The 26,566-nt window shown below is 66.8% G+C and carries 26 protein-coding genes and 1 pseudogene; 15 read left to right on the top strand and 12 right to left on the bottom strand.

Features of this window, described 5'->3' with window-relative positions:
- From C477_RS06155 to C477_RS06135, 5 genes and pseudogenes are all read left to right on the top strand, one after another.
- Positions 1–278: pseudogene (locus tag C477_RS06155) on the top strand (hypothetical protein); the annotation flags it as partial.
- Positions 279–399: 121 nt separating this feature from the next.
- A complete protein-coding gene (locus C477_RS06150) occupies positions 400–1,575 on the top strand; it encodes a signal peptidase I (RefSeq protein WP_008893588.1) in 1,176 nt (391 codons plus the stop codon).
- 143 nt (positions 1,576–1,718) lie between these two features.
- A complete protein-coding gene (locus C477_RS06145) occupies positions 1,719–2,894 on the top strand; it encodes a DUF5305 domain-containing protein (protein ID WP_008893587.1) in 1,176 nt (391 codons plus the stop codon).
- 353 nt (positions 2,895–3,247) lie between these two features.
- Positions 3,248–3,541 (top strand): MarR family transcriptional regulator, encoded by a 294-nt coding sequence (locus C477_RS06140; protein ID WP_008893586.1) that lies wholly within the window; start codon positions 3,248–3,250, stop codon positions 3,539–3,541.
- A gap of 49 nt (positions 3,542–3,590) precedes the next feature.
- A complete protein-coding gene (locus C477_RS06135) occupies positions 3,591–4,004 on the top strand; it encodes a hypothetical protein (RefSeq protein WP_008893585.1) in 414 nt (137 codons plus the stop codon).
- Between the two features lie 51 nt (positions 4,005–4,055).
- Here C477_RS06135 and C477_RS06130 read toward each other — a convergent pair whose 3' ends face one another.
- The gene (locus C477_RS06130) at positions 4,056–4,970 is read right to left on the bottom strand and encodes an NAD+ synthase (RefSeq protein ID WP_008893584.1); all 915 of its coding nucleotides are present in this window, start codon (positions 4,968–4,970) and stop codon (positions 4,056–4,058) included.
- Positions 4,971–5,210: 240 nt separating this feature from the next.
- On the opposite strand from C477_RS06130, the gene C477_RS23790 reads away from it, so the two are divergent.
- Complete coding sequence (locus C477_RS23790) at positions 5,211–5,354, top strand: hypothetical protein (protein WP_160168007.1); 144 nt, start codon at positions 5,211–5,213, stop codon at positions 5,352–5,354.
- Between the two features lie 285 nt (positions 5,355–5,639).
- Here C477_RS23790 and C477_RS06125 read toward each other — a convergent pair whose 3' ends face one another.
- Complete coding sequence (locus C477_RS06125) at positions 5,640–7,517, bottom strand: PINc/VapC family ATPase (RefSeq protein ID WP_008893583.1); 1,878 nt, start codon at positions 7,515–7,517, stop codon at positions 5,640–5,642.
- A 194-nt stretch (positions 7,518–7,711) separates the two neighbouring features.
- Between C477_RS06125 and C477_RS06120 the strand changes: the two genes are divergently transcribed.
- The gene (locus C477_RS06120) at positions 7,712–8,908 is read left to right on the top strand and encodes a M20 family metallopeptidase (RefSeq protein ID WP_049914338.1); all 1,197 of its coding nucleotides are present in this window, start codon (positions 7,712–7,714) and stop codon (positions 8,906–8,908) included.
- 18 nt (positions 8,909–8,926) lie between these two features.
- Here C477_RS06120 and C477_RS06115 read toward each other — a convergent pair whose 3' ends face one another.
- The 4 genes from C477_RS06115 to C477_RS06100 all read right to left on the bottom strand — a co-directional run bounded on the left by C477_RS06115 (position 8,927) and on the right by C477_RS06100 (position 13,704).
- Positions 8,927–10,030, bottom strand: coding sequence for a glycosyltransferase (locus tag C477_RS06115; protein ID WP_008893581.1), 1,104 nt, complete (start codon positions 10,028–10,030; stop codon positions 8,927–8,929).
- Positions 10,031–11,020 (bottom strand): glycosyltransferase family 4 protein, encoded by a 990-nt coding sequence (locus C477_RS06110; RefSeq protein WP_008893580.1) that lies wholly within the window; start codon positions 11,018–11,020, stop codon positions 10,031–10,033.
- An 85-nt stretch (positions 11,021–11,105) separates the two neighbouring features.
- Positions 11,106–11,966: a hypothetical protein gene (locus C477_RS06105; protein ID WP_008893579.1), complete on the bottom strand. Its 861-nt coding sequence runs from the start codon at positions 11,964–11,966 to the stop codon at positions 11,106–11,108.
- A 124-nt stretch (positions 11,967–12,090) separates the two neighbouring features.
- Complete coding sequence (locus tag C477_RS06100; protein ID WP_008893578.1) at positions 12,091–13,704, bottom strand: sulfatase; 1,614 nt, start codon at positions 13,702–13,704, stop codon at positions 12,091–12,093.
- Between the two features lie 165 nt (positions 13,705–13,869).
- On the opposite strand from C477_RS06100, the gene C477_RS06095 reads away from it, so the two are divergent.
- Together C477_RS06095 and C477_RS06090 are read left to right on the top strand one after the other, a co-directional pair.
- A complete protein-coding gene (locus C477_RS06095) occupies positions 13,870–14,889 on the top strand; it encodes a lysylphosphatidylglycerol synthase transmembrane domain-containing protein (RefSeq protein ID WP_008893577.1) in 1,020 nt (339 codons plus the stop codon).
- Between the two features lie 65 nt (positions 14,890–14,954).
- Positions 14,955–15,452 (top strand): metal-dependent hydrolase, encoded by a 498-nt coding sequence (locus C477_RS06090; protein WP_008893576.1) that lies wholly within the window; start codon positions 14,955–14,957, stop codon positions 15,450–15,452.
- Here the strand turns inward: C477_RS06090 and C477_RS06085 are convergent.
- Positions 15,393–15,932, bottom strand: coding sequence for a metal-dependent hydrolase (locus C477_RS06085; protein ID WP_338032979.1), 540 nt, complete (start codon positions 15,930–15,932; stop codon positions 15,393–15,395). The genes C477_RS06090 and C477_RS06085 overlap by 60 nt on opposite strands.
- A gap of 113 nt (positions 15,933–16,045) precedes the next feature.
- Between C477_RS06085 and C477_RS06080 the strand changes: the two genes are divergently transcribed.
- Entirely contained in the window at positions 16,046–16,570 is a 525-nt protein-coding gene (locus C477_RS06080; protein WP_008893574.1) for a DedA family protein, read from the top strand.
- Between the two features lie 48 nt (positions 16,571–16,618).
- On the opposite strand, the gene C477_RS06075 is transcribed toward C477_RS06080, so the two are convergent.
- Positions 16,619–18,061 carry an aryl-sulfate sulfotransferase gene (locus C477_RS06075; RefSeq protein WP_049914333.1) on the bottom strand — a complete coding sequence of 481 codons (1,443 nt, stop codon included), beginning with the start codon at positions 18,059–18,061 and terminating at the stop codon, positions 16,619–16,621.
- A 243-nt stretch (positions 18,062–18,304) separates the two neighbouring features.
- On the opposite strand from C477_RS06075, the gene C477_RS06070 reads away from it, so the two are divergent.
- Positions 18,305–18,664 carry a hypothetical protein gene (locus tag C477_RS06070; RefSeq protein ID WP_008893572.1) on the top strand — a complete coding sequence of 120 codons (360 nt, stop codon included), beginning with the start codon at positions 18,305–18,307 and terminating at the stop codon, positions 18,662–18,664.
- Here the strand turns inward: C477_RS06070 and C477_RS06065 are convergent.
- From C477_RS06065 to C477_RS06055, 3 genes are all read right to left on the bottom strand, one after another.
- A complete protein-coding gene (locus C477_RS06065) occupies positions 18,635–19,870 on the bottom strand; it encodes a hypothetical protein (protein ID WP_008893571.1) in 1,236 nt (411 codons plus the stop codon). The two genes, C477_RS06070 and C477_RS06065, sit on opposite strands and share 30 nt — an antisense overlap.
- A gap of 226 nt (positions 19,871–20,096) precedes the next feature.
- Complete coding sequence (locus C477_RS06060) at positions 20,097–21,014, bottom strand: universal stress protein (protein WP_008893570.1); 918 nt, start codon at positions 21,012–21,014, stop codon at positions 20,097–20,099.
- A gap of 87 nt (positions 21,015–21,101) precedes the next feature.
- Positions 21,102–21,470 (bottom strand): hypothetical protein, encoded by a 369-nt coding sequence (locus C477_RS06055; protein ID WP_012944651.1) that lies wholly within the window; start codon positions 21,468–21,470, stop codon positions 21,102–21,104.
- A 303-nt stretch (positions 21,471–21,773) separates the two neighbouring features.
- Here C477_RS06055 and C477_RS06050 point away from each other — a divergent pair, with 303 nt between their 5' ends.
- The 4 genes from C477_RS06050 (at position 21,774) to C477_RS06035 (ending at position 26,111) form a co-directional block, all read left to right on the top strand.
- Positions 21,774–23,303, top strand: a complete 1,530-nt coding sequence (locus C477_RS06050; RefSeq protein WP_008893568.1) for a carboxypeptidase M32 — start codon at positions 21,774–21,776, stop codon at positions 23,301–23,303.
- Positions 23,304–23,451: 148 nt separating this feature from the next.
- Positions 23,452–24,255 carry an alpha/beta fold hydrolase gene (locus C477_RS06045; RefSeq protein ID WP_008893567.1) on the top strand — a complete coding sequence of 268 codons (804 nt, stop codon included), beginning with the start codon at positions 23,452–23,454 and terminating at the stop codon, positions 24,253–24,255.
- 251 nt (positions 24,256–24,506) lie between these two features.
- Positions 24,507–25,253, top strand: coding sequence for an SDR family oxidoreductase (locus C477_RS06040; RefSeq protein ID WP_008893566.1), 747 nt, complete (start codon positions 24,507–24,509; stop codon positions 25,251–25,253).
- 87 nt (positions 25,254–25,340) lie between these two features.
- Positions 25,341–26,111: a hypothetical protein gene (locus tag C477_RS06035; protein ID WP_008893565.1), complete on the top strand. Its 771-nt coding sequence runs from the start codon at positions 25,341–25,343 to the stop codon at positions 26,109–26,111.
- Positions 26,112–26,180: 69 nt separating this feature from the next.
- Here the strand turns inward: C477_RS06035 and C477_RS06030 are convergent, their stop codons facing one another.
- Entirely contained in the window at positions 26,181–26,450 is a 270-nt protein-coding gene (locus tag C477_RS06030; protein ID WP_008893564.1) for a thioredoxin family protein, read from the bottom strand.
- Positions 26,451–26,566: the final 116 nt, after the last annotated feature.

Genomic DNA, 26,566 nt, shown 5'->3' with positions numbered 1-26,566 from the left:
GGATCGTCGTCGATACCAGAGCGGTCGTCGTCCCGGCGGGAACGGAGCGAACGGTGACGTTCGAGCGCCGGTTCGACGCTCCCGGAACGGACGACCTGTCGATTAGCGGCGTCGACGCCGGTTCCGTCACCGTCTCGGAGCCGGAGCCGTTTCCGATCCGGAATCGGCAGCTATCGGCGGCGACGACGGCCGCGCTCGCGCCGCCGCTGACGATGGGGATTCTGTTCCTCGGCGTCGCCGCGAACCGGCGCTGGGCGATCGTTTCGAACGACTACTGATCCGACATGAGAACCGACGAACACCTGCATCCCGGCTCGTTCGGGACTGTTAAGACGGCCCGATTCGAACGTCGTCTCGATAGACTGGTCAGAAATAGATGATTTTTCTCGAGGGGAGACGATGACGGGGACGACGCTCCTGAAGCGAACGCTGGGGATAGTGATCGCCCTCGTCGTTGTCCTGTTGCTGGTCGGGCAACTCCTCGGGCAGCCGATCCTGCTCGGGTACGTCGCGACCGGCAGCATGGAGCCGGCAATGGACGCCGGCGACGGGTTCGTCGCGGTTCCCAGTCTCGCCGATAGCTCGGTCGAACAGGGAGACGTCGTCGTCTTCGAGGCCCGGGAACTCCACGGCGGCGGGCTGACGACCCACCGCGTGGTCGGCGAGACCGAAGAGGGGTACGTCACCAAGGGCGACGCCAACCCGTTCACTGACCAGGACGGCGGCGAACCCCACGTCACGGACGGCCAGATCGTCGCGAAAGCGTGGCAAGTAAACGGCGAGGTCGTGACGATCCCCCATCTCGGGACGGCGATCATGGGCGCCCCGAACGTCGCGGAGTCGGCCTCCGAAACCGTCGCCTCGGCGGTCGGGCTGACGGCGACCGGCGACTCGGAGGGACTCGGCGCCGCCCTCGTCGCCGTCGGCATCGCCCTGCTCGGGTTCGGGACGGTATTCGAACGGCTCGGCCCGGCGCGACGCGAGACGCGCCGGTCGCGCTCTCGAGAGAACGTGATCGCGTTCTGGACGGCGCTGGGGCTGGTCCTGCTCGTGTTCGTGACCTTCGCGACCGCGGCGATGGTCGTCCCCGCCGGCACCGCCGAATACGAGCTCGTGAGCACCGACTCGCCGACCGACGATCCGCAGGTGATCGCTCCCGGCGAGACGACCGAACTCACCCGCACGGTCGACAACGCGGGCTATCTCCCGATCGTGGCCGTCCACGAAGCCGAGAGTAACAACGTCGCGATCGAGCCCGCCACGCAGACCGTCGGGATCCGCTCGAGCGGGGAGACGACGGTCTCGCTGACCGCGCCCGACGAGACCGGATCGTACACGCGACACGTCGGCGAGTACCGCTACCTCGCGGTGCTCCCGCCGGCGGTGATCGTCTGGCTGCACGGGCTGCACCCGCTCGCCGCGATCGCCGTGGTCAACGGCGTCGTCGTGGGCCTCGCCGTCGCGATCGTGCTCGTCGTCTTCGGGCACGACGATCTGCGCCTTCGCTCCGCGGGCGATCACGTTCCCGTCTCGACCCGCCTCGAGCGGAAACTGCGCGAGTGGCTCCGGGAGTGATCCGTTCGCCGACGGCCACTATCGTTATAATGGTCGGATCGGATGAATGAACGAACGAAACTCCGCAGTCAGTTGGGGGATCGGTGCGGACGAGCGGGGGAAGAAACGCCGCACGGGACGGCTTCGACAGGGGTGTCCAACACGTGATCGATAATCCGCGTCTCGACCTGGTGCTCGCCAAATATGGGCGGTCGATCGTCGTCGTGCTCGTCGGGATCGGCATCCTCGCGTTTCTCGCCTCCGGGTGGGTCGTCGCGACGCCGTCGACGTCGACGAGCCACCAGTACGCCGACGAACGCGTCTCGAGCGACGTCGACACGAGCGCCGTCGTCGTGCGGAACGGAACGCTCTGGAACGAGGGCGACCGACTCGAGAACAGCGGCGTCTACATCCTGAACGCGTCGCCGGAACTGACGCTTCGCCCGGAGACCAGGCTGACGAACGCGACCGTGGAGGCGCCCGTCGACGACGGGACCGTGAGACACGAGCTGACGCTTCGGTTCGAAGCGACCCGCGAGGGCACGGCGTTCTGGAACGAGACCAGGACGCTCGTCGACGAGTCGCCGGCGGTCGAGAACGGCGTCGCGAGATCGGAGACGACTATCGACGTCGAATCCGTCCGCGACCGACAGCGCGAGATCGAGCGCGAACTGTCCGGCGTCGGGGCCGTCGACGTCCGCCTCGAGTTCCGCGCCGCCTACGATACGGACGCGGGACGGGGGGTACAAGAGGCGGCGACGACCCTCGAGATCACCGACGACGCCTACTGGGTGGCGGACTCGCTGTCTGCATCTGACGAACGGCGCTACCGAACGGGAACGACGGAGACGACCGAGTCGCGGAACCTCGGGTTGATCGCCGGCCTCTCGCTGCTCGGAACGCTCTCGCTGGCCGCCGCCGTCTCCCTCGCCCGTCGCTCGCCGGTCGACGAGGCGGCCGCCCGACGGGCCGTCCACGAGCGGCGCTACGCCGAGTGGATCTCCCGGGGATCGATCCCGATGTGGATCGGCGACTACCACGTCTCGCTCGACACCCTGGAGGACGTCGTCGACGTCGCGATCGACACGAACGAGCGCGTCGTCCACGACACCCAACGCGGGCTGTTCGCCGTCGTCAACGACGGCGTGGTCTACTACTACAGCGACCGTGGGCTCTGGGAGGAAACCGCCTGGCCCGAGATGGACCTCGACGACGGGTCCGCGGTCGTCGACGCCGACGCGCCGCTGAACCCGGAGGAGCTCGAACTCGAGGGGAGCGACGAGTTCTCGGATCCGGACGACGGGTTCGACGACGACGCGGACGTCTGGCGAAAGCTCTGAACGCGTGGGAGACCGGGTGCGGCCGACTGGTTCTTCGATGACTGCCATCGGGGGCCGACAACGAACGTCGACGACTCCGGGAGACCGTGCCAGACCTCGGTAGGGGAGGAGGTCGTGTTAGACGCTCTCAGAGAGGGCGTCAGACACAGGCGCGATGAGTCGTCGACCGACCGTCGCAGCGCTCTCGGTAGTCCCAAATTTCACCGACCCCTGACCAGCCGGTCAACTCTCGATATCTCGGCGTATAGGGCCTTTCTATGCACTTTACTGCTCAAAACCTGTTGGAAGATTTTGTGATGGTCACCGTTCGTAAGGCTCAACTTTTATGCTGCTGGGAGCTTTCGATTCGTAATATGGCAGAGACCGACGGGGAGGACATCGAAGATTTGCCACCGAGCGCCAAACTGGTCTTCAAGGTTCTCGAGTACGACGGGCCACTGACCCAGAAACAGATTGTCGAGGAATCGATGCTGTCAGCCCGAACCGTCCGCTACGCGCTCGAGCGGTTAGAGGAGATCGGGATCGTCGACGAGGATATCTACTTCGCCGACGCGCGCCAGAGTCTCTATCGACTCGAGGAGCCGGTGGCAGCCGACGGGAACGGCGTCGAGGAGACCCCGAAGAAAGACGCCTGCTGCGCCGAATAACGGCGCGGAAACCGGGAGGATTATTTTCAGTCGGTGAACGTTCACTAGTATGGACAAGGAGACGCTGCCGCGATGGGGGTGGCTCTTGCTGGGGCTGTTCGCGATGGCGATCGTCGCGAACACGTTCAATCTCTTCGTTCTCGGTCCGGCGGGAGTCGCCGAGCGGTACCACGTCGTTACCATCATCACGTCGATGGCGCCGGTGTTGATTTACGTCGGCGTCTGGTACGACGACGACCGCCAGCAGTACTGGGACCACTCGCGGGAACACATCGTCGGCGATCTCGTGTTCGTCATCACGGGCGCGGCGATCGGGGCGGGCATGGGGGTCGTCGCGACCGAGGGGATCGGGCTCCCGCCGTTCGTCGAGGACGTCATCGCCATGGGCGTCGGATTCATGCTCTCGTGGGGACTGTTCTGGTGGCGGAACACGGAGCTGTATCGCGATCTCGATAGCCGCTGATCACGAGGATTGCTACGTCGCTCCGACGCGTGTGACCGCGTTCGTCGCCGCTCACTGTCCCGGCAGCGATTGCTCGGCGCCGCGGTCGGCGATGCCGGGCGTCGGCGGCAGCGATCGCTTGTGCTCGGTTTCGGTATACAGCCACGCGAGCGACCGCGCCGTCTCGCGGTCGATCTCGAGCGTCGCCGCGGCGTTCTCGATCGACTCGTCCTCGTCGACGAGCCGCTGTAACAGCGGGTCGATGACGTCGTAGGTGGCACCGAGTTCGTCGGCGTCGGTCTGGCCCGCCCAGAACCCCGCCGACGGCTCCTTACTGACGATCCGGCGCGGAACGCCGATCCGCTCCGCGAGCGCCCGCACTTCGGTCTTGTAGAGGTCGCCGAGCGGATACGCGTCGGCCGCCCCGTCGCCGTACTTGGTGAAATAGCCCAGCAGCAGCTCGGAGCGATTGGCGGTGCCAAGCACGATCCGGCGCTGGCGGTTCGCCGCGTAGTAGGCACAGCACATCCGCAGCCGCGCGATCACGTTGCCGAGCGCGTGGGTGCGCTCGTCGGGACGCGCGTCGTCGCCGCTGGCGTCGTCTCCCGGCTCGAGTTCGATCGCGGCCGCCTCCTCGAACGCCTCGAGAACTGGCCGCAACTGGATCTCTCGGAACTCGATTCCCAGCCCTTCGGCGATCGTTCTGGCCTCGCTCACGCCGGCTCGTTCGCTCTTGTGGCAGGGAAGCCCGAGCCCGAGAACCCGATCGCTGCCGAGGGCCTCGACGGCCAGTTCGGCGGTCGCCGTCGAATCGATCCCGCCGCTCATCGCGACGACGACGCCCGTGGCGCCCGCGTCCTCGACCGTCGTTCGGATGTCGTCGACGATCCGCGAGCGGACGAGCTCGAGTCCCGGTCGATCCGTGATGAACGTCCCGGTCGTGCGCCCGATTCCAGCATCGACGATCGTCTTCCTCTCAGCGCCCATAGCGATCAAACACCATTTGTTATACACTGTTCTCGGACACTTGTCTCGTATAAGTGCTTTATCCTTAAACAATATATTCTCCCATGCGCAATCGGAGGTCAAACAGTTGCAGATATAGAGTAATCGACTGTAAACGTCCATTCCCGTTTTCCCCTGTTCGTTCCTCGTAGAATTCAGTTAATATACAACAGTTCCGGGGGCGAACTACGATGCAGTTGGGTTCAGCCGTCTCCTCTCCGTTTGCGGAGGTGGACGCCACCCACGCTCGAGGAGGTGGGCTGTTCAGGAAACTACTACCTCGTCGACGACCGGATCGTCGCCGTCACTTCGGAGGGGGTGTACGGCTTCCGGAAATCGCCGGGCCGACGGCTGAGCGTCCTCTGAAACGATTAAAAACCGCTCGTCTCGTTCGCGGTCTGAGTCCTTACGATGGAACGACCGTGATCGGATCCTTCCGGTCGATCGCTTGCTTCAACTCCTCGGCGATCGCGCTTCCACGCGAAACCTGGATCTCACGCGCGGACCTTTTTCCGCTCGGGTCGCCTGCGGCGACCGCTCTCTACTCACGGACGCAACTGCGTCCGTTCGTATGGCTCGCGGGACCTCCGGTCCCGCGCTGACGCAAAAATCTCCACCAAAAAACCGCTCACTCCGTTCGCGATACGATCCCTACGACGGCACGACCGTCACCGGTTCCTTCCGATCGATCGCCTGCTCTAACTCCTCGGCGATCGCACTGCCCCGCGAAACCTGAATTTCGCCGCCGCGACTCACTGTCGCGGTGAAGAGGTACTCGCCGCCGGCCTGGACCTCGACGGTCTCGCCGTGGTTGCCGTCGACTGGGATAACGATGTGTCGCGAGGTGATCTCGGGGGTGACCATCTGTCCGGCCTGGGTACCGCCGCCGCCTCTGCCGTCCGCGCTGGCGCTGCCGCCGCCGCTGCCGGCCCCGTAGTTGGGGTTCTCGTCGTGAGTCCGGACGTCGATGTCGATCCCGAGGCGGTTCTCGACGTCGGTGATGCGACCGCCGCCCTTGCCGATGACGCTCGAGATGTCGTCCTCCTCGACGTAGACGACCGCCTTGTCCTGGCTCTTGAGTTCGACGTCGACGTAGCCGCGGGCGATCGAGCGGATCTCCCGTTCGATCTCCTGTTTGGCGATGCGGTCGACGCCGGACTCGGTGCCGGGGCCGCCCTCTTCGTCTTTGAGCGGGACGGTGACGACCTGGCGGTTGAAGGTATAGATCTCGTACTCGGGTTCGCCCGTCTCGAAGTTCGTGACCTGAATGACCGGCCGCGCGAGGTCCTCCTCGGTGAGTCCGGCGGGGACCTTGACCTCCGTTCGGACGTCGTAGACGGTGTTGACCTCGCCGGCCTCGATGTAGACGACGGTGTCGACGACCTGCGGGATCATTCCGAGTTCGACGCGACCCACGAGCCGCTGGAGGGCGTCGATCGGCCGCGTCGCGTGGACGACGCCGATCATGCCGACGCCGGCCAGGCGCATGTCCGAGAAGACCTCGAAGTCGTCGGTCTTCCGAACCTCGTCGTAGATGGTGTAGTCCGGCCGGACCATCAGCAGGGCGTCGGCCGTCTTGGCCATCTGTCCGCCCAGTTCCGTGTACTGGGTGATGTCGGGGCCGACCTGCAGGTCCCGCGGTTTCTCCATCGTCTTGACCGCGTAGTCGTGATCGGAGATGAAGCGGGCGACCGCCTGCGCGAACGTCGACTTCCCGGCGCCGGGGGCGCCCGAGATCAGGACGCCGCGCTGGCGCTCGAGCAGCCGCTCTTTCAGTTCGTCGGCGTTCTCGTAGTCCTCGATGTCCGTCTGGGCGATCGGTCGGACGGCGGTGATCTCGATGCCGTCGGCGAATGGGGGTCGGCCGATCGCGATCCGGTAGTCCCGAAACTGGACGATCTTCATCCCCGGCTCGGAGAGCTCGAGGAAGCCGTCGGGGGACTCCTTGGCGGCGTCGACGATCTCGCGGGCGTACTCGTCCATCGTCGCCTCGTCTAACGGCTCGTCGGCGATCGCCTCGTAGCGCATCTCGCCGAGTTCGCCGCGCTTTGCCTTGGGCACCGCGCCCGTCTTGAGGTGGACGCTCATCGTCTGATCGTCGAAGTAGGTCTCGACGGTGAGCGTGCCGACCTCGCGGGTCTCGGGGGAGACGTGTTCGACGTCGAGCCCCTTCGCCCGGGCGACCTCCGCCTGGACGACGTCGCTGGTCAGGAAGGTGGCGCCGAGATCCTCGGCGAGATCCCGAATGAGGGCGTCGATCTCGCCCTCCGAGGCGTGGCCCCGCTCGATGGCGTTGGGCCGCTCGCCGACGTACTCGAGTTCGATGACGCCCTCGTCGGCGAGGTCGGCGAGACGCTGGAGTTCCTCCAGCCCGTCCCAGCCGGTATCGATCCCGTCGTTGGCCTGCGCTTCGAGTTCCGCGACGACCGCTTCCGGTACCGAAATCGTCGCTCCCTCGAACTGCCCGTCGTCGACTGTCGCCGAGACGCGGCCGTCGATGACCACGCTCGTATCCGGCACGACGTTCATACGCTAACTGGTCGACGGACGCCTATAAGGGTGTTCCACCTGCGAAAGACGTATCGGCGGGACCTACGACGCCCGTAGGGCCCGTATTCGACGTGCCCGAGGCCGCGACCGTCTTCGCGTTCGACAGGAATCGAGCGGCCGCTCCGCCGACTGCGACCGGTGGCCTCAACTCGCCGCCCGTCGACGACTCGCCCATGGAGGTCGCCGAACTGACCCGCGAACTCGTCTCGATCCCCAGCCACGCGGACGAGACGGCCGCGGGGGACTACATCGAAGCGTGGCTCCGCCGCGAAACCGACGCCGACGTGGTTCGGGACGAGGTCGGGAACGTAATCGCCCGTCGGAGCGGAGACGTAGGCGCTGGCGCAGGTGCAGGCGCGGGTGTAGGCTCACGGACGGACTCGAGTCCGGGAGCCGAGACGACGCCGGCGGGACGGTCGCTGGCGCTGGTCGGCCACCACGACGTCGTCGAGCCGGCCGACGCGCAGCTCGATGACGGCGAGTACGTCCTTGAGGAGCGGGACGGTCGCCTCTACGGCCGCGGTGCGGCCGACATGAAGGGTGCCGTCGCAGCCGCCCTGCTCGCGTTTCGCGACGCTACAATCGGGAGCAACGAGGGGGAGGAAAACGGAGACGGAGATGGAGACGGGGCGGCGGAACTCGTCTTCGCGAGCTTCGTCGGCGAGGAGGTCGGCGGCGTCGGCGCGCGCCGCGCCATCGACCGGGGGTTCGGGCCCGACTACGCGATCGTCGGCGAGGGGTCGACGGGCTACTCGGGCCCGGGCGTCACGGACGTCGCGGTCGCCCACAAGGGCCGTCGCGGATCGACGATCACCGCCCGCGGGACGGCCGCCCACGCCAGCGAGGTCGGCGCCGGCGAGAACGCCATCTACCGTGCGACCGACGCCGTCGACCGCGTCCGCGACCTCGAGCCGCCGTCGGTCGAGGTGGCCGGCGAGACCCTCGAGGGAAGCCTCGCCGTCACCGAAATCGAGGGCGGCTCGGCGATGAACGTCGTCCCGGACCGCTGCGAACTGACCGTCGACGAACGGACCGTTCCGGGAGAGCGGGCCGCCCTCGAGCGCGTCGAGGATCTCGCTGGCGTCGAGTGGACCGTCGATCAGGACTTACCGCCGATGCGCTGCGACGACGAGGCGTTCGCGACGGCGGTCCTCGAGGCGGCCGACGACGCCCAGTCGGGGTCGCCGGAACTGATCACGAAGCCCCACGCGACCGACGCGGGGTGGCTCGCCGAGGCCGGCACGGAGTGCGTGATCTGCGGCGCCGCCGAACCCAGCGAGGCCCACACCGAAGACGAGAGCGTCTCCCTCGAGGTCCTCGAGCGGTGCCGGGAGACCTACCGGACGGTGGCGGCGTCGTGGCTCGGCTAGGCGCAACGGGAGAAACGGTTACTTCGGCGAGCTGTGCGAGTCGTCGGAGAACCAGTCGTCGGTGACGTCCGCCGGAGACGCGGTCTCGGAGGACCGGACGGTCCGGTAGAGATGCTCGAGTTGCTCGAGCGTCTGCCGGACGTCGTAGCGCTCGATGGCCGCTCGCGTGTCCCGGTCCGACCGGAGACAGCGTTCGACGGCGTCGGCCATCGCCTCGAGGTCGCCGTAGGCGAACCGCTCGCCGTTGTCGGGACCGATCGTCCGGTCGAACGGCGGAACGTCGGACGCGACGACGGGCGTGCCGCAGGCGTTGGCCTCGAGCGTCGAGAGTCCGAGCGTGTCGGCGGTCGAGGCGGTGACGAACGCGTCGATCGAGGAGTAGAAGATCGGTAGCTCCTCGCGGGGGAGAAAGCCGCGGATCTCGACGTTGTCGGGCGCTTCGCGCTCGAGGCAGTCGCGGTAGGGGCCGTCGCCGACGATGACGAAGTCGTACTCCGGGAGCGTCTCGGCGACGCGGAGGATCTCGCTGACGTTTTTCTCCATGCTGAGCCGGCCGCTGTAGCCGATGACGGTCCGGTCGGGGTACCAGTCCTCGTCGGTCGGCTGGAAGAACTCCATGTCGATGCCGACGGGGAGCTGAACGTGTTCCACGTCGCGTTCGATTCGGCTCGTTGAGGCCGTGACGATGTCGAAACTCCGGAGGAGCGCGTTCTCCAGCGGGACGTACAGCTTCGAGAGCGCGTTGGCGATCGACTCGAACTTGACGTTCTGGTGGAAGTACTCCTCGATCGGCGTGTGGTGGGTGTACACCGCGGGAAGATCGTGTTTCCGGGCGTAGTACCGACCGAGTATGCCGACCGTCGCCGGCCCGTGACAGTGGACGACGTCCAACTCCGGAAGGGTCGACGGGCGTTTGAACACCGGGATTCGATACCCGGGGTAGAACGGGTTCGACACCGATTTGACCGGGATCTCGCGATCGCCGGGCTCGTAGTCGCCGTCCGGGTAGACGACGTACACCTCGTGTCCGTCCTGTTCTAACTCCTCGCGCCAGAGTTTGATCGTATACGTGACGCCGTCGATCTCGGGGAAGTAACTGTCCGTAAAGAAACCGATTTTCATTCAGGTCACCTCGTTGTAAAGTGTCTGGTACCGGTTCGCGACCGACTCGAGCGTGAACGCCTCGCTCCGTTCGGCCGCGTTCGATCCGAGTCGCGCCCGGAGGTCTGGGTCCTCGAGTCGCTCGATGGCGTCCCCGAACGCGTCGACGCCGGCGTTCGACGCCGACACCTTCAGGCAGTCCTCGCCGTCTTCGAGCCAGGAGAACGTCTCGATGTCACGGACGAGGACCGGTTTGCCGGCCGTCATCGCTTCTAGCAGTGCGATGCCCTCGTTTTCCTCGTAAGTGGGGAAACAGAAGATGTCTCCCGCTGCGAACGCGCCGCGGATGTCGTCGACGTAGCCGGTGAACGTGCAGTTATCCGGCGACTCCTCGATGAGCCGCGTCGTTTCCCGGCCCTTGAGAGAGAGATCCAGCGGGCCGAACCACGCGAAATCGAGGTGAGGCAGCCGGCGGGCCAGTTCGACGAACGTCTCGAGACCCTTGCGCTTGATCACGTGGCCGACGAGGAAGACCGTCGGCGACTCGAGGTCGTAGCGCTCGCGGTACTCCGCCTCAAGGGACTCGAACCCGTCGAGTTTCTCGCCGTCGACGCCGTTCGAGACGACGGTCGTCCTCGCGTCGGTGTACGTCTCGATCAGCCGTCGGTTGTACTCGGAGGGACAGACCAGCGCGTCGGCCAGCCCGTAGGCCCACTCGAGGTACGGTTTCAGGGGCCTCGCGAGCGCGTTGGTAAACCGGAAGCTGTCCCCGAAGTCCTCGGCGGTGACGTGGGTGTGGGCGACGACGGGGATCCCCCGCGACCGCGCCCGCCGCGCGTACCAGACCGAGCGCGGGCCCATGAGGTTACAGTGGAGGACGTCGGCGTCCAGCGTCGGCTCTGTCGTGTACTCGACGTCCAGCCGATCCAGCATCTTCCGCTGGTGGACGACCGACTCGCGGATGCCGCCGGTGACGTGCTCTTCGAGTTCGAAGTAGTGGCTGATCTTCATCCCGAGTATCTCGTGGCTGTGATGGGGTCGGTCGCGTTCGAGGGGATCGGCGGGGCGGTGCGGTAGCGGTGACCGTGAGGTGACGTTACTCGACCTCGAGCCACGGCACCTCCATGAGCGGCGGGATGTGCGTCTCGATGTGGTGTTCCCAGACGCCCTCCTCGCCGAAGGCCTCGCCGTGGTCGGCGGTCACGACGACCCGCCCGTCCAGTTCCGAGACCAGTTCGGCGACGGACTCGAGGGCGATCCGCAGGTTCTCCTCGTAGAGCTCCAGGGCTGCCTCCCGCGTGCCGTTCTTGACGAGGTCGGTCGGATCGAGTTCGAGCCAGAGGCCCGCTTTCTGCGCGAGTTCGCTGTCTTCGAGTCGGCTCTCGACTTTCGGTCGGATGGTGTCGCTGAGCGACGACAGCGTCCCGTTACCGCCGTCGGTCGCCTTCTCGGCTTCCTCCTGGCGGCGGATCCCCTTCTGGATCTGCTTGAGCTTCTGTCCCTTTCCGCGGGAGAGGTACGGAGCGTGGGGCTGCATGTAGTGGAGGACCGTCCGGTCTGCCCGCTCGACGGCGTCCTGATTGTTTCGGAACGCCTCGGCCAGTCCCTCCGGCGGGACCGTTCCGAGGTCGTCGTCCCAGCCGGACTTCCAGACGTCGAAGACGTCGCTGATGTGCTCCGACGCCGTCCACTCGTAATCGCAGCTGGCCCCCCATTTGAGTTCGTTCAGCGGGATTCCGAGGTCGTTGATGAACGGGTTTCCGGAGAAGTACGCGATATCGTGCTCGTCGGTGAACGTCCGGTACGCCCACTCCGGCGTGGATGAGCCGGTGCTCCACCGCTTTTCGAGCGTTCCGTCGAGGTACTCGTCGTAGACGTCACGGAACACGTCGTACCGGCACGCGTCCAGCACCAGACAGTAGTCCCACTCTGACTCGAGGAAATGCTGGTCCTCCATCGGTTGAGTTGGGGTTTCGAGTCGACAAACGTATGCTTACTGGTGTCCGGACAGTCACTGTAACTTTCCCGTTCTGACCAGTATCGCCCTGTAAACACCCCTCAAGCCGCCAAATTCGACGATGCTACTCGAGGTAGCCGAGTTCGCGCAGGCGGTCGCGGGTCTCCTCGTCGGCCTCGGCCAGCGCGTCGGCGTCCTCGGCGTCCGTCTCGCTGGGGTCGATCCACGCGCCGCCGGCCGCCTGCTCGAAGCGGGCGAGTGCGCGTTCGGCGGCGGCGACGACCTCGTCGTCGGCCGGGTCAACCGGCGTCGATTCCGCGGGGTCCTCGTCGAGTCGGTACCCCTCGTCGGGGATGCGGTCGGCACGGACGTACTTCGCGTCGGTGCTTCGGGCCGCGCGCAGGCGGGAGTAGGCCCGGTGATCGTCGGGCAGTTCGATCCCGGCCTCGCTGGCCTTCTCCTCTAAGTGGTGGAGTTCGATCACCGGCTGGGCGTACTCGACGAACGCGTAGTCGTCAGCCACGTCGCCGCTCGAGGCGTCGTCGGACGCCCCGTCGCCCGCGGCGTCGAGCACCGCCCGCTGTCCGGGATCCGGTTCCGGAGCCGCCTCGAAGGCGCGGTACTCGCTCGAGAGCAGGGACCGCGTCGGATCGCGGCCGGCGACGGAGCCGTCGTCCGCCGGCGCGATCGCGTCGTCCGGATCGACGTCCAGCGCCTCGAGAACCGTGTGATAGCAGTCGAGCAACTCGACGAGGTCGTCGCGCCGGTCGGCCTCGAGGGCGGGGTGTTTGACCAGCAGCGGGACGTTGATCAGCTGGTCGTAGAGGGCGAACTCGTGGCCGTAGAGGTCGTGTTCGCCGTGGAGTTCGCCGTGGTCGGCGCAAACGACGACGGTCGTCTCTTCCCATTGGCCGGTCTCACGGAGCCAATCGAACAGGCGACCGAGTTCGGCGTCCATGTGAGCGATCTCGGCGTCGTAGAGCCCGCGGATGGCCTCCCACTCCTCGTCGTCGATGTCGCGGGCGCCCGAGTTGTACTCCTTCGAGTTCTGGCAGACCGAGCCCGGATCGACGCCGGGAGCGAACTCCTCGCGGTACTCCTCGGGCGGGTAGTAGGGCAGGTGGGCGTCCATCAGGTTGACGAAAGCGAACCAGCCCTCGTCGCTCTCGCTGTCGTCGACGAAGGACTTCGTCCGGTCGATGACCGACGGCGTCTTCGTGTCGGCGCCCTCGCCGCTGGCGAGTTTCTCGTGGGCCATCGCGCCGAGCCTGACGAGTTTCGACGCCAGATCGCGGAGGTAGTCGTTGTCGTTGACGGTCTGCCAGGCGCTGGCCAACGGCCCCGAGAGGACGTCACCGGGGAGGACCTCGAAGAACGAGTCCTGCGCGTCGAACCCGTCGGTGAGGCCGGTGTAGGGGGTGATCCAGGCGTTCGAGGAGTAACACGCCGTGTCGTAGCCGGCCGCCGAGAGGACCTCCGCGAGGGTCGTCTCGTCCTCGAGGTACGGACTCCCCTGATCGGCCCCGTGCTGGCTCGGGTACCGGCCGGTAAACAGCGAGGCGTGGACCGGCAGCGTCCACGGCGCGGGCGCAACGGCCGACTCGAAGACGGTCGCCTCCTGTGCGAACGCGGAGAGTTCGGGCGTCGTCTCGCGCTCGTAGCCGTACGGACCCAGTCGGTCCTTGCGGACCGTATCCAGCACGACGAAAAGGACGTTGGATTGCTGAGCGTCGTCCATTACGGGAGACAACTGAGTCCATCTAAATAAAACGCGCCAACTATCTCGAGTCGGCGTGAAAATCGTCAGCGATAGTAAATTTCTGGGAGCTGACTCGTCTCTCCCGTATCGAACCGCCTCGACGATAATCAGACGTTTCAAGTCCGCTGACGATCCACGTCCGCTATGAACGAGCGAAATCGGCGGCGGCTTCTCATCGGCGCGTTCGGCGCGCTCGCCGTCTTCGCCGTGCTGTTCTTCGCGGTCGGTGCGCGCGACGTCATCGACACGCTGTTCTCGGCCGCGCCCTCGCTGGTCGTCGCGACGTTCGCCCTCGCGCTGTGCTGGCTGGCCGCGTGGAGCCTGATGCTCCGGACCGTACTGGTCGCCCTGGACGTCAAGCTGTCGGTCGTCAAGGCGTTTTTCGTCTACGCCGGCGCCGTCTTCGCCAACAACGTCACGCCGTTCGGCCAGGCCGGCGGCGAGCCGGTCGCGGCGCTGCTCATCTCGAAGACCTCCGACGCGCGCTACGAGACGGGGCTGGCGGGGATCGCCAGCGTCGACGTGCTCAACGTCGTCCCCTCGATCTCGCTGATCCTCGTCGGGGTCGGCTACTACGGGACGACCGCCGCCATCGGCGACCGCCTCGAGACGGCGGTCGGCTCGGCGGTCGTGCTGATCGCGGCGATCGTCCTCGCCATGGCGTTCGTCTGGCGACACCGGCACGCGATCACCGAGCGGCTGCCGGCCGTCATCGCCCCCCGCCTCGGTCGCCTCGGACTCGCCCGCTTCCAGAGCGACACGCTCGAGGCGGACCTGACCGACCGGATGGGACGCTTCTTCGAGAACATCGAGCGCGTCTCGACCGATCGCTGGCGCCTCTCTGCCGTCGTCGGTCTCTCGCTTGCCGGCTGGCTCTTCCAGACGGTCGCGCTCATGGCCGCCTTCGCCGCGCTGGGCGAACCCGTCGCGCCGTACATCCTGCTATTCGCGATCCCGCTCGCGAACCTCGCGGGCGCCGCCCCGCTCCCCGGCGGGCTCGGCGGTATCGAAGCCGCCTTCGTCACGCTGCTCGTGCCGACCACCGGCATCCCGGCGTCGACAGTCACCGCGGCCGTGCTCATCTTCCGCGGGGCGATCTACTGGATGCCCGTCCTGATCGGCGGCCTCTCGGTGTCCGCCTTCGGCGTCAGGGCCCTCGAGTGACGGCCGGGCGCGAGCGACCGAGCGGTTGATCCTCGTCGGGCACGGACGATCGGTCGTCGAAACGCATGTACCGAGGAGGTCACATCGGCTTCAACGCCCTCCTGTACGCCCCGTTCGTCCCGCTGGTGAGCCGCGGCTGGTCGCTCGAGTTGGCGCTCGCGGGAGCGGTCCTCGCCGTCGGACTGGCGAACCTCCCTGACGTCGACCAGCCGCTGCCGCGGATTCCCCACCGCGGGCCGACGCACACGATCTGGTTCGCCCTGCTCGTCGGGCTGTTAGCCGGCGTCGCGACGGCGCTGATCGTCCCCTCGACGCCGTCGGCCTTCCGATTCGGATTCGTCGTCGGAACCGGCAGCATCGTCGCTCACCTCGCGGGGGATATCGTGACGCCGATGGGAATCAGCCCCTTCGCGCCGGTCTCGCGGTACCACGTCACGCTCGACTGGTTCAAGTCCAAGAACGGCCGGATCAACCGGGCGTTCCTGCTGGTCGGATCGACCGCGCTACTCGCGTCGCTTGGTCTGACGATCGGACGGATCGGAACGGTCGCTCCGATCGGCTGATCGGTCGCTCAGCACCGACGCGACGAGAGGGTCCTCCGTCCGCCACGCGAGGACGCCGAGCGACGCCGCCCAGAGCACCGCCGTCGCCGCGGGGCCGTGAACCGAAACGCCGAGCCCCGCGGTGTCCGCGAGCGGGAACAGCCAGTCGATCCCCTTCGCCGACAGGGAGTCGATAGCGAGGTGCGAGCCGATCCCCAGTCCGACGGCGATTGCGACCGTCCGATCCCGCCGGAGCGCGTACGCGCCGGCGACGACGGCGACCGCGAACAGCGGCGTGTGCGTGAGTCCGCGGTGAACCAGCGGCCACTCCCACGCCGCGGGGAACAGGAAGTCCGCGTCCGGGAGGAGCCCGAGAACGACGCCGAGTCTCGGATCGGCGTCGGTAGCCCCTCGAACGAGGGCGTAACCGACGACCGCGTGGGTGGCGAAGGCAACGGCGAGAAACGCGATCCGCGTCGTGTCCATCGGTTCGACAGTCACCCTCCGGTACCACATGCTTTGTGACCGACGACGCGCTCGAACGAACCGCCGTGCCGATCGCGGACCTCCGAGAATCAACAACGCTTACATTCGGGACGGAGTAGGATCGGGATATGGTACCGCTGCAACTCGAGGGGATGCCGACCTGGCTCGAGTCGCTGTTCACGTCGGAGTTCGCGTTCGCGGTCTTGCTGGGGCTCTGTATCCTCGAGGGTGCGATGATGCTGCGGTTCATGCCGAGCGAACTGGTCGTGCCGTCCGCGCTGGCACTGATCGGATCGTCGATCCCGAAGACGGTCGCGATCGTCGCCATCGCCGTCGTCGGGACGACGATCGGTCAGTTCCTGCTGTTCCGTCTCGTCCGCCGCGCCGGGCGGGAGTACGTCATCCAGAAACGGTGGTTCCCGCTCACGGAATCGCGACTCGAGCGCTTCGACGGCTGGTTCGACCGCTGGGGCGGGATCGCCGTCGCCGGGAGTAACACGATGCTGGTCGTCAGGGGACTGCTCACGATTCCCGCGGGGCTCTCGGAGATGGACGGCCGGACGTTCGTCGCGCTGTCGGCGCTCGGCTCGCTTTCCTTCCAGTCGATCCTCGCCGCCCTCTACCTGTTCGGCGGCTATCTGCTGGCCCTGTGACGAGGACGAAATACGGAGCGAAACGAAGAACCGACGTTTCGGCCGGAATCAGTCGCCCCGTCGGTAGACGGGGAGGCGGAACCGAACGCCGGCGTCGCGGAGCTTCCATCTCGTCTCGAAGCCGATCCACACCAGCCCGGTCAGGGTCGCGATACCGACGGCGGCGAACTCGGAGGCGCCCATCCAGACCGGCGACGCGAACAGCAGTCCGTTGTGGATCCGGTGGGGCAAGAGATCCTCGATGAGGTCGCCGATCCAGCCGAGCGGGTCGAAGTCGAAGAGGCCGCTGCTCCCGCCTCCGCCGCCCCCGCCGTCGGCCGTGCGCGACTCGAGGCCGAGTTCGGCCGCGCTCTGTCCGCCCTCGCTTTCGGGGCCGGTTTCGAGGCGTTCGGCCTCGTAGGGGAGCGTCGAAGGGACCTCCCAGACGACGTCGCCGGACTCGTTGACCTCCATCACGCGGTTGCCGTGACTGTCGGCGATGAGCGTGTTCCCGTTAGGGAGGCGGTCGGCGTCGCGGGGCCACTGGATCTGGTCGTCCTCCCACTGCCAGGTGCGGTTCCACTCGCCGTCCTCGCGCTGGAACTCCTGAACGCGGCCGTTCTCGGAGTCGGCGACGACGACGGCCGGACCGCCCTGCGATTCGGGGATGTAGTCGGGGTTGTGCTGTTCGTACTGGACGTCGTACTCGTTCTCGCCGCCCAGCGTCCAGTTCTCGACCAGTCCCTCCTCCTGATCGAGGAAGACGACCTGATCCTGATTCCGGAGGCTGGCCACGATCCGCCCGTCGTTCGGGTCGCCCGGTTCGTCGATGTACTCGACGTCGTTGATGTGGGCCCAGTCGTGGGGGTACGGACCGGCCTCCTCGACGGGGAAGTCGCTCTGGGCGTCCCAGAGCCACTCGACGACCTCGGTCTCCGTGTTGACGATGAAGACCTGGTCGGCAACGATGTCGGCGACGACCACGTGCGTCTCGTTGATGCGGTCCGAGTCGTGCCACTCGCCGGCGGTCTCCTGGTGATCGTATCGCTTGTAGATGACTTCGGGCTCGGGGTTCTCGTCCTCGAGGTCGACGCGCTCGATGACGTTCAGCGCACACGGCGGGTCGCTGCAGGTCGGGCCCTCGCTGTGGATCGTGTCCGTCGCCGTGTACTCGATGGTCATCGGATCGCCCTCGACGGGGTCGGCGTCGAAGTACTTCGTCCGCGTGTTGTCGTAGTACGCCACCTCGCCGTCGGGCTCGTAGACGGTGATCGTCCCCGCCCGTCCGGACTCGGTTACGACCGTGTGGTTCTCGGTCGCCGGTGCCTCCGGAACCGCTTCCTCGGACGCGGTCGAGAGGTCGTCGCTCATCGCCGCGCTCGCCACGGCGGCGGCCGAGAGGAGAATAACGGCCAGAAACACGACGCGGAGGCGGTTCCGTGAGAGCGCCGACCAGGCTCGAGAACTTCCCGAGCGAACGGCTGCGAGCGGCGATTGCGAACGATCAGCCACGGTCTACCACCCTCGAGTATCGAAACGCCAGCTGGGTACCCATCGAGACTTCATTTCCCGAGCGACGTATTAGTGTTTTTTCTACCAGTCCGATACCAAGGACGGGGAACGAAACGACGGATCGCATAGTCGCCCACAGGGCCAGGGCCGGTTCGGATCGCGACGCTGGACGACTCCCCGCCCGACGCCCGGTGCTCGCGACCAAAAAGCGTATGCGACCGCTCCCGAACCTCCGCACCAACGGTGAGCGAAACGGAATCTCTCCAGTCCGGGACGGAACGCGCCGACGCCGCCCCGGTAGACGACGATCGCCCCGTCCTCGAGTCCCGGCGGCGCCGATTGCGCGCGTACCTTCGGCACAACGCCGAACGGATCTGTCGCGACGCGGTCGTATTGGCCGGCTGGGCGCTGGTGATGGTGCTCTGGATTCAGGACTTCGGGGTCCCGCGCTGGCTGTGTTACCTCGCCACGTTCGTGGGCGTCGTCGGCTACACGCAGGTGACCGCCCCGTGGGTGCGCCCGTACACGAGCCCCGACGACCTCGAGTCGATGCCCGCGGAGGGTCGAGGGCGGCTACAGGAATCGAAGCAGCGGCACGAGTAGCGTCACGACCCAGAGGAGCGCGCCGAGGCGCACGTAGTCGTGGTCCTCCGGATCGACTCGCACGGTGTGGGACGCCCCCACGGCGATGAACCCGAGCGCGACCGCGGTCGAGAACCGGTGGACGAGCACGTTCAGCGGGAGCCGGGTCACGCCGAGCAGCGTGTAATCGAGGAGGATCGCGGTCGCGAAGCCGACCGCGCCGGCCGCGAACGCCGTCGGCCGGTCGAGCGACCGCGCGAAGTAGTACGTACAGACCGGCAAGCCGACGGCGAGCAGCGGATAGAACGCCGCCGCGATGAACCGGGGATCGATCCCCTCGAGGCGCGCCTCGACGGCGATGGCGCCGAACCGGACGAAGAGGTAGAGCCCGAGCAGCGACCCCGCCAAACACAGCGCGCGCGGGACGCGAGCGGCGACCGGATTCGGGAACGAGGTCCGCGTCGAGACCCGACTCGCGAGCAGCAGTCCGGGAAGGAGGCCGACGATCGCGACGTGGAACGGCGGGTCGCCGCTCTCGAGGTCGACGACCGTCACCCAGCCGTCGGAATCGAAGCCGCGGCCGTTGCCCAGGTGAACGCGCGAGACGTTCGAGACGTACCGTCGATCCATGAACTCGCGTTCGACGTAGCGCTGGGAGTCCTCGGCGCTGTCGACCGTGTGGCTGAGCCGGAACCAGTCCCAGTGTTCGCTGTGGGCCTGGATCGCGGTCCACTCCTCGTCGGGGTCGGGCGACTCGTAGGCGCGGATGTGTTCGCGCGAGCCGAGATAGTCGCCGTCGTGGAGCTGGTAGCTCTCGTCGAGCCACACGCCCTCGGCCGTCTCGTTGTCTGTGGAGACGTAGACGTACCGCGTCGAGCCGTCGGCGCTTCGCCAGGCCGTTTCGGTCCCGACGACGTCCTTGGGGTCTGTCTCGCTCACGCCTTCGGGATCCGTCTCGCTCACGTCCTCCTCTTCGGGGGCGGTCTCGTTCCAGTCGCCGCGACTCCGCTCTTCTAGGTGCCGGCGCGTCTCCGCCGGATCGCCGTTGATCAACACGTTGATCGCGAGCGTCCGTTCCTCGACGGTCGTCGCGCTGCTCGTGTACGGCCACAGCGAGGTCTCATCGCCGGTGCTGACCAGCCGCTGGTGTCGGTCGGCTTCGTGGCTGTCCGCCGACGTGGCGGCAGTCGCTCCGAGAGCCAGCGCGGAGCACGCGATGGCGACCACTCCGAGAGCGATCAGCGTCTGTCGCTCGATGGGCGGTCACCCCCGTCAGCGATCGTTCGAACGTTCATCGGTAGAACGACGGGCCGGGCCCGTCAGGTGGCTACGTAGGAGCCTCTCCGGTCCGCTTATAGGCTTTCTCGTCTCCGCTGTCGGGTGTTCTACCGGTGACTATCAGGCTTTCAAACCGGTCGCGGCGACGCGCGATGTCGAAGCGAACGAGGGCAGGTCAGTCCATCTCGTCGGCGCGGCGCGTCGTGAGAACGGGAACCGGCGACGTGCGGATAACGCGCTCCGTGAAACTGCCGAGCAAGTGGCGGTCGAGACCGGTTCGGCCGTGGGTGCCCATCACGACGAGATCGATCGCCTCTGCATCGGCGTAGGCGAGGACCTCTCGAGGCACCGAGCCGGTCTCGATGGCGGTCTCGACGTCGGCGGCGCCCGCCCGCGCGGCGGTCGCCGCGTCTTCCTCGAGGGCCTCTCGCAAGTTCTCCTCGAGTTGAGCGGGGAGCGGAGCCGTTTCCGCGTCGGCGACCTCCGGCAGTTCGTCCATGACCGACAGCAGGTGCAACGTTCCGCCACAGCGGTTCGCGAACTGCGCGCCCAGTTCGACCGCCGCCCTCGCGTGAACGCTCCCGTCGGTCGGCACGAGGACGTCCCCGTAGGGGTAGGTCGCCCTCGCGTCCTCGGCCGCGCGAACCGTCAACACCGGCACCTCGCTCCGGTTGACGACGTAGTCCGTGACGCTGCCGAGGATGTACTCGCCCAGGCCGCGTCGACCGTGGGCCCCCATCACGACGAAATCGAACGCGACGCCGTCCGCGTCGTCCGACTCCGACTCTGACTCCGCGCCGGCGGTGACGAACTCGACGATCGTCTCGCGCGGTTCGCCCTGGACGACGTGCGTGCTGACGGCCACGTCGCGCTCCGCGGCTAGTTCGGCGGCCGTCGACACGATCTCCTTGCCTTCCTCCTCCAGAGCGTCGACGACCTGCGTGCCGAGGCGCGTGAGACTCGGCTGGTTCGTGTCCGCGACGTTGAGGACGTGAACGACCGCGTCCCGGTCGGCGGCGATATCCAGCGCGTGCTCGAGGGCCGCCCTCGCGGAGTCGCTCCCGTCGGTCGGAACGAGAATGCGAGTATCCATATCCATGGACCGTGATTGGGGACGAATCCGCTTACGTCTATGGGACGACACTCGCAACGTGGGGCTGGAGAAGAGACTCGGCGCCGCTCAGGCGCCGGGGATGCCGACGGCGTCGAAGGCGGTGACCCCGAGCGCGGCGAGGGCGTAGAGGACGACCAGCACCGTCACCCAGGCGACGAGGCCGATCATCGCCGCCGCGGTCCAGTCGCCGGGGTACTGGAAGTTGATCACGGCGATGTACGCCAGCAGGGCCAGCAACGGCCCGAGCAGGGGGATCCACCCGACGAAGAAGCCGACGAGTCCCCAGACGATCGCCCCGATCAACGCGGTGACGATCGCGTGGTCGTAGTCGTCGGCCCCGACGATGATGCGGGCGCCGACGTAGATTCCCAGTGCACCGATCAGCAGGCTCACCACGAACACGATGGCTGACCCGATTGGTGACGCAGCGACCATTGTACAGAAACATACGTCAGATAGCCCGAACAGTCCACTGCTTGCAAGTTCTATACAGCGATCATCGGTCACGTATATTGTCGGTACGGCGCCGCAACGAGGCGTTGATACGGGATCGATACTGTCGGCGATCGCGACAGCTTCCGGTCAGTGAGCCCGAGGCGGCCAGGCAGGCCGACGGTCGATTCACAGTCGACTCGAGGGCCGACGAGCGCACGAAACCCGATCCGGACGCGACGACCGACGACTGTGAAACCGCCGGAACCACGACGTTGATACGGCCGCCGCGTGTATCGGTCGTCCATGGCGACCGATCAGGCCCAAAGCGAGGCGGCCGACGACAGCTACGCGGCGTTCGAAGAACGCGTTCGGCGGATCGCGAACGTCTCGAACGCGTCCGGCATCCTCCAGTGGGACCAGGAAGTCGTGATGCCCGACGAGGGGACGCCCGCCCGCGCACAGCAGCTCTCGGCGCTGTCCGCGATCAGTCACGAACTGCTGACGGCCGACGAGACCGGAGAATTGCTCGAGGAACTGGAAGACAGCGATCTCGAAGAGGACCAGGCCGCGGTCGTCCGGGAAGTCCGGCGCAAGTACGACCGCGAGACCAGCGTCCCGCAGGAACTCGTCGAGGAGATCTCCGAGACGACGACCAACGCCCACCCCGCCTGGAAACAGGCCAAGGAGAACGACGACTTCGAGGAGTTCGCGCCCGTCCTCGAGAAGCTCGTGGAACTGAAGCGCGAGTACGCCGAGCACATCGATCCCGACGCCGACCCCTACGAGGTGCTGTTCTCGGACTACGAGCCCTACATCGACCTCGAGACGGCCGAGCGGGTCCTCGAGCGGCTCCGCGAGGAACTCGTGCCGCTGATCGACGCGGTCCAGGATAGCGACGCTGATCTCACTACGGACGCCTTCGCGGGCGAGTTCGACGACGACGATCAGGAGGCGCTGGCGCGGGACGTCCTCGACTCGCTGGGGTACGACTGGGGCCGCGGTCGGCTGGACACCGCGCCCCACCCGTTCTCCTCGGGGACGCAGTTCGACGCCCGCGTGACGACTCGCTTCGAGGAGGACGATCTGCTGGGCTCCATCACCTCGACGATCCACGAGTTCGGCCACGCCAACTACACGCTCGGCCTCCCCGACGAGGGCTACGGCACGCCGCTGGGCGAGGCGCGGGACCTCTCGGTCCACGAGTCCCAGTCCCGGCTCTGGGAGAACCACGTCGGGCGCTCCCGTCCCTTCTGGGAGCAGTTCCTCCCGACCGCCCGCGAGCGGTTCCCGGAACTCGAGGACGTCTCGCCCGAAGCGGCCTACGAGTCGGCCAACCAGGTCTACGACGACAACCTCATTCGCGTCGAGGCGGACGAACTCACCTACCACCTCCACATCGTGATCCGCTTCGAGATCGAGCGCGATCTGATCCGCGGGGACCTCGCGGTCGACGACGTCCCGGAGGCCTGGAACGACAAGTACGAGGAGTATCTGGGCGTCCGACCCGAGACCGACGCGGAGGGCTGCCTGCAGGACATCCACTGGTCTCACGGCTCCTTCGGCTACTTCCCGACGTACTCGCTGGGTTCCGTGCTCGCGGCGCAGCTGTACGCCGCCGCCGAAGACGAACTGGGCGATCTCGACGACGACATCCGCGAGGGCGACTTCGAGGCCCTCAACGGCTGGCTCCGCGAGAACGTCCACCGGCACGGCAAGCGCTACACCACGCCCGAACTGATCGAGCGCGCAACCGGCCGGGAGCTGACGGCCGACCCCTTCCTCGAGTACGTCACGTCGAAGTACGGCGAACTGTACGGCCTCGAGGACTACTGACGCCCGGTTTTACGTTTCGATCCCACCAACGGGCAGCGGCTATTTTCTCACCGAGGGCTTTCGCCGTGTCCGTACCGGACCGTAACGGAAGCCGGGTCGGGACATGAAAGGTGCTCCTTGATACCAGTAGGCAAGATAGCTTCGGCGCATGCCACGTATCACGGCCGAGGACGGCGTCAACGTGTTCGCACGCGACTTGGGCGAGGGCGATCCCATCGTCTTCCTGCACGGCTGGCCGCTCAATCACCGGATGTTCGAGTACCAGTACACCCACCTCCTCGACGAGGGCTTTCGCTGTATCGGCATCGATCTCCGCGGCTACGGAAAGTCGGAGAAACCGTACGGAGACTACAGCTACGACCGCTTCGCCGACGACGTGCGCGCGGTCCTCGACGAACTGGACGTCGACGGCGCGACGTTAGCGGGGTTCTCGATGGGCGGGGGCACTGCGACGCGGTACATGAGTCGACACGACGAGGCCCGCGTCGACAAGCTCGCGTTGCTGGCCCCCGCGAGCCCGGTTATCACCGAGAAGCCGGACTTCCCCGAGGGGCTCGACGAGTCGGACGTGAACCCGCTCATCGAGGGCGCGCGGACCGACCGCGCGAAGATGAACGCCGACTTCGCCGAGATGCTGTTCCACACCGACCAGAGCGACGAGCTGATAGATTGGATCTGGAGCCTCGGGATGGAAGCCTCCGGGCAGGCGACGATCGCCTCCGCCGAGACCTGGCGCGACGCCGACCTCCGGCCGGCCATGGACGACATCACCGTGCCGACGAAAATTTATCACGGCGTCCACGACGAGGTCACCCCGATCGAGATCACCGGAGCGGTGCTCGAAGAGGGTATCGAGAACGCCGAACTGATCCGGTTCGAGAACAGCGGCCACGGCCTCGTCGCCGACGAGACGGAGACGGTCAACGAGCAACTGGCCGAATTCGCCGGCTGACTGGCGGAACCCGGATCGCAGTTCGGCTGCCGCGGTTGCGCTACCGGAGCGATACCGGAATCCCCGACAGTCGTTCGGCGCCGTCGCGTGCGGGCCGCCGAGTAAACGACCAGTCTGTCGGACCGATCGGGGGTCGAGTCAGGTTGCTACGGCTCAGGGGCGACTCGAGGGGGCTCGAGGGAATCGTCGATCGACCTCGGAGCGCGCCGCAACCCGGGCGTTTTAGAGGGCGTTCGTCGTGAGTGCCGACCATGACCGACGCGTCACTCGCCGGCGAGACGGCGATCGTCACGGGAGCCAGTTCGGGAATCGGCGCCGCGACCTGTCGCGAACTCGCAGCCAGAGGTTCGAACGTCGTCCTCGCGGCCCGCAGCGAGGATCAGTTGGCCGACCTCGCGGACGAACTCGAGGCCGACCAGGGCGTCGAGACGTTGGTCGTCCCGACAAACGTTCGCGAGGAATCCGCGGTCGACGCGCTGATCGAGGAGACCGTCGAGACCTTCGGCGGGATCGACGTGCTGGTGAACAACGCGGGGCTCTCCCGGGGCGGCGAGGTCGAGGAGTTGACGACCGAGGAGTACGAGACGATGCAGGAGACCAACGTCGACGGCGTCTTCTACGCGACGCGGGCGGCGATCCCCCACGTTCGCGAGCGCGGCGGCCACCTGATCTTCGTCGCCAGTTTCGCCGGCCGCCACCCGCGGCCGGCCAACCCCGTCTACGCGGCCACGAAGTGGTGGACCCGCGGCTTCGCCAAGAGCGTCGCCGCCCAGATCGGCGACGACGGGGTCGGCATCACCGTCGTCAACCCCGCCGAAGTCCGCTCGCAGTTCGAGACGAGCGACGGACAGGCGTTCGCCGACGCGTTCGACGAAGACGAGGCGAGCGAACCCGAGGAGGTCGCCGAGGCCATCGCCTTCGCCGCCGGCCAGGACCGCTCGAGCATCAGCGAGATCGACATCAACCCGCGGGACAAGTTCGCCGACACCTTCCTCTGAACCGCGGCGACCGCGGCCCGCCGCGGTAACGCTGGGGTGGCAGGTGCCGGGTGCAGACTCACCCGCGGCGACTCCCTTACCTCGCGTATGCGCGTCTCAATTCCGGGCCTTCCCGGCGTCTACTACGATACCGACTCGGGATCGACGGCCATCGGCGTCGCCTCGACGGCCATCGGTCGCAAAGCGCCGAAACCGCAGGGGTACGCCATCCAGTTGCTCCCCTACGTCTGGTCGTTCGACGTCGACCTGCGGGAGGTTCCGAACGACCACCCGATCCAGTACCTCCACCCGGAGGGCGCCCGTAGCTTCGGCGAGCTCTCCCCCCAGCGCGGCGTCCGCGAAGCCGGCAACGAACTCGAGTCGGTACTGCGGTTCGTCTGGTCGGTCAACCAGGAGGTCGAGTCGACCGCGAACCAGTTGATCGGTCGCGGACCGGCCGAGGACGGCGTCGTCATCGAGATCGAAGAGGGAACCGTCAGCGTCGGCGGCGACGAACTCGCGACCGACGAGTTCGACCTCGAGGAGCCGGCGGCCGGCGAGACGGCCGCGAGCGGGACGAACGCGGACGCCGTCACTACCATCGACATCGCCGACGGGACGGACGTCATCAGCGGGAGCGACGCTACCGGGGAAGCTACTGACGACGAACGGGCCGTCGACGAGACGGACGGCTCGGACGCGGGTGACGAAAGCGACGAGACGGATTCGGAGAACGTGTTCGGCGCCACCGAAGAGCCGCCGGCCGACGAGACGTTCGATCGCGAGGAGACGTTCGGCGCCGACGAGTCCGCGTCCGACGAGGAGTCCGCCACCGGCGGGGAGACCGGCGCCGACGACATCGATCCGGACGAGCCGTAGGCGACGCCGGCGCCGTCGCTGATCGAGCTGTAGCGTTCGCGAAAAACGGCGGCTCGAGGGGCCCGTCGCTTACGCGCCGGCCGACTCGAGGGCGTCTTCGATGTCGTCGCGCTGGGTGACGCCGACGAAGCGCTCGACGATGCCGTCGTCGTTCTCGATGATCAGGGTCGGCAGCGAGCGAACCTGGTACTCGTTGGCGACGTCTTGCTGTTCGTCGACGTTGATCTTCTCGACCTCAAATCGGCCCTCCCAGTCCTCCTCGAGGTCCTCGAGGATCGGATCCTGGGTCTTACAGGGGCCACACCAGTCAGCGTAGAAGTCCTTGAGTGTGACAGTCATCGGTTCATCGCTAGTTCCGACGCGGCGCGCATAAGGGTTTCCCACCGGTCTGTGATTGCCGCAAGCGGTGACGTCAGTGATACCGGTGGACGAAAGATTTAGTTCCGCCCGTCCGT

Origin of the sequence: Haloterrigena salina JCM 13891 (genome assembly GCF_000337495.1) — an archaeon.
Classification (GTDB): domain Archaea; phylum Halobacteriota; class Halobacteria; order Halobacteriales; family Natrialbaceae; genus Haloterrigena; species Haloterrigena salina.
The sequence above is the reverse complement of the archived record's forward strand: the minus strand, read 5'-3'. Positions and strand labels throughout refer to the sequence as shown.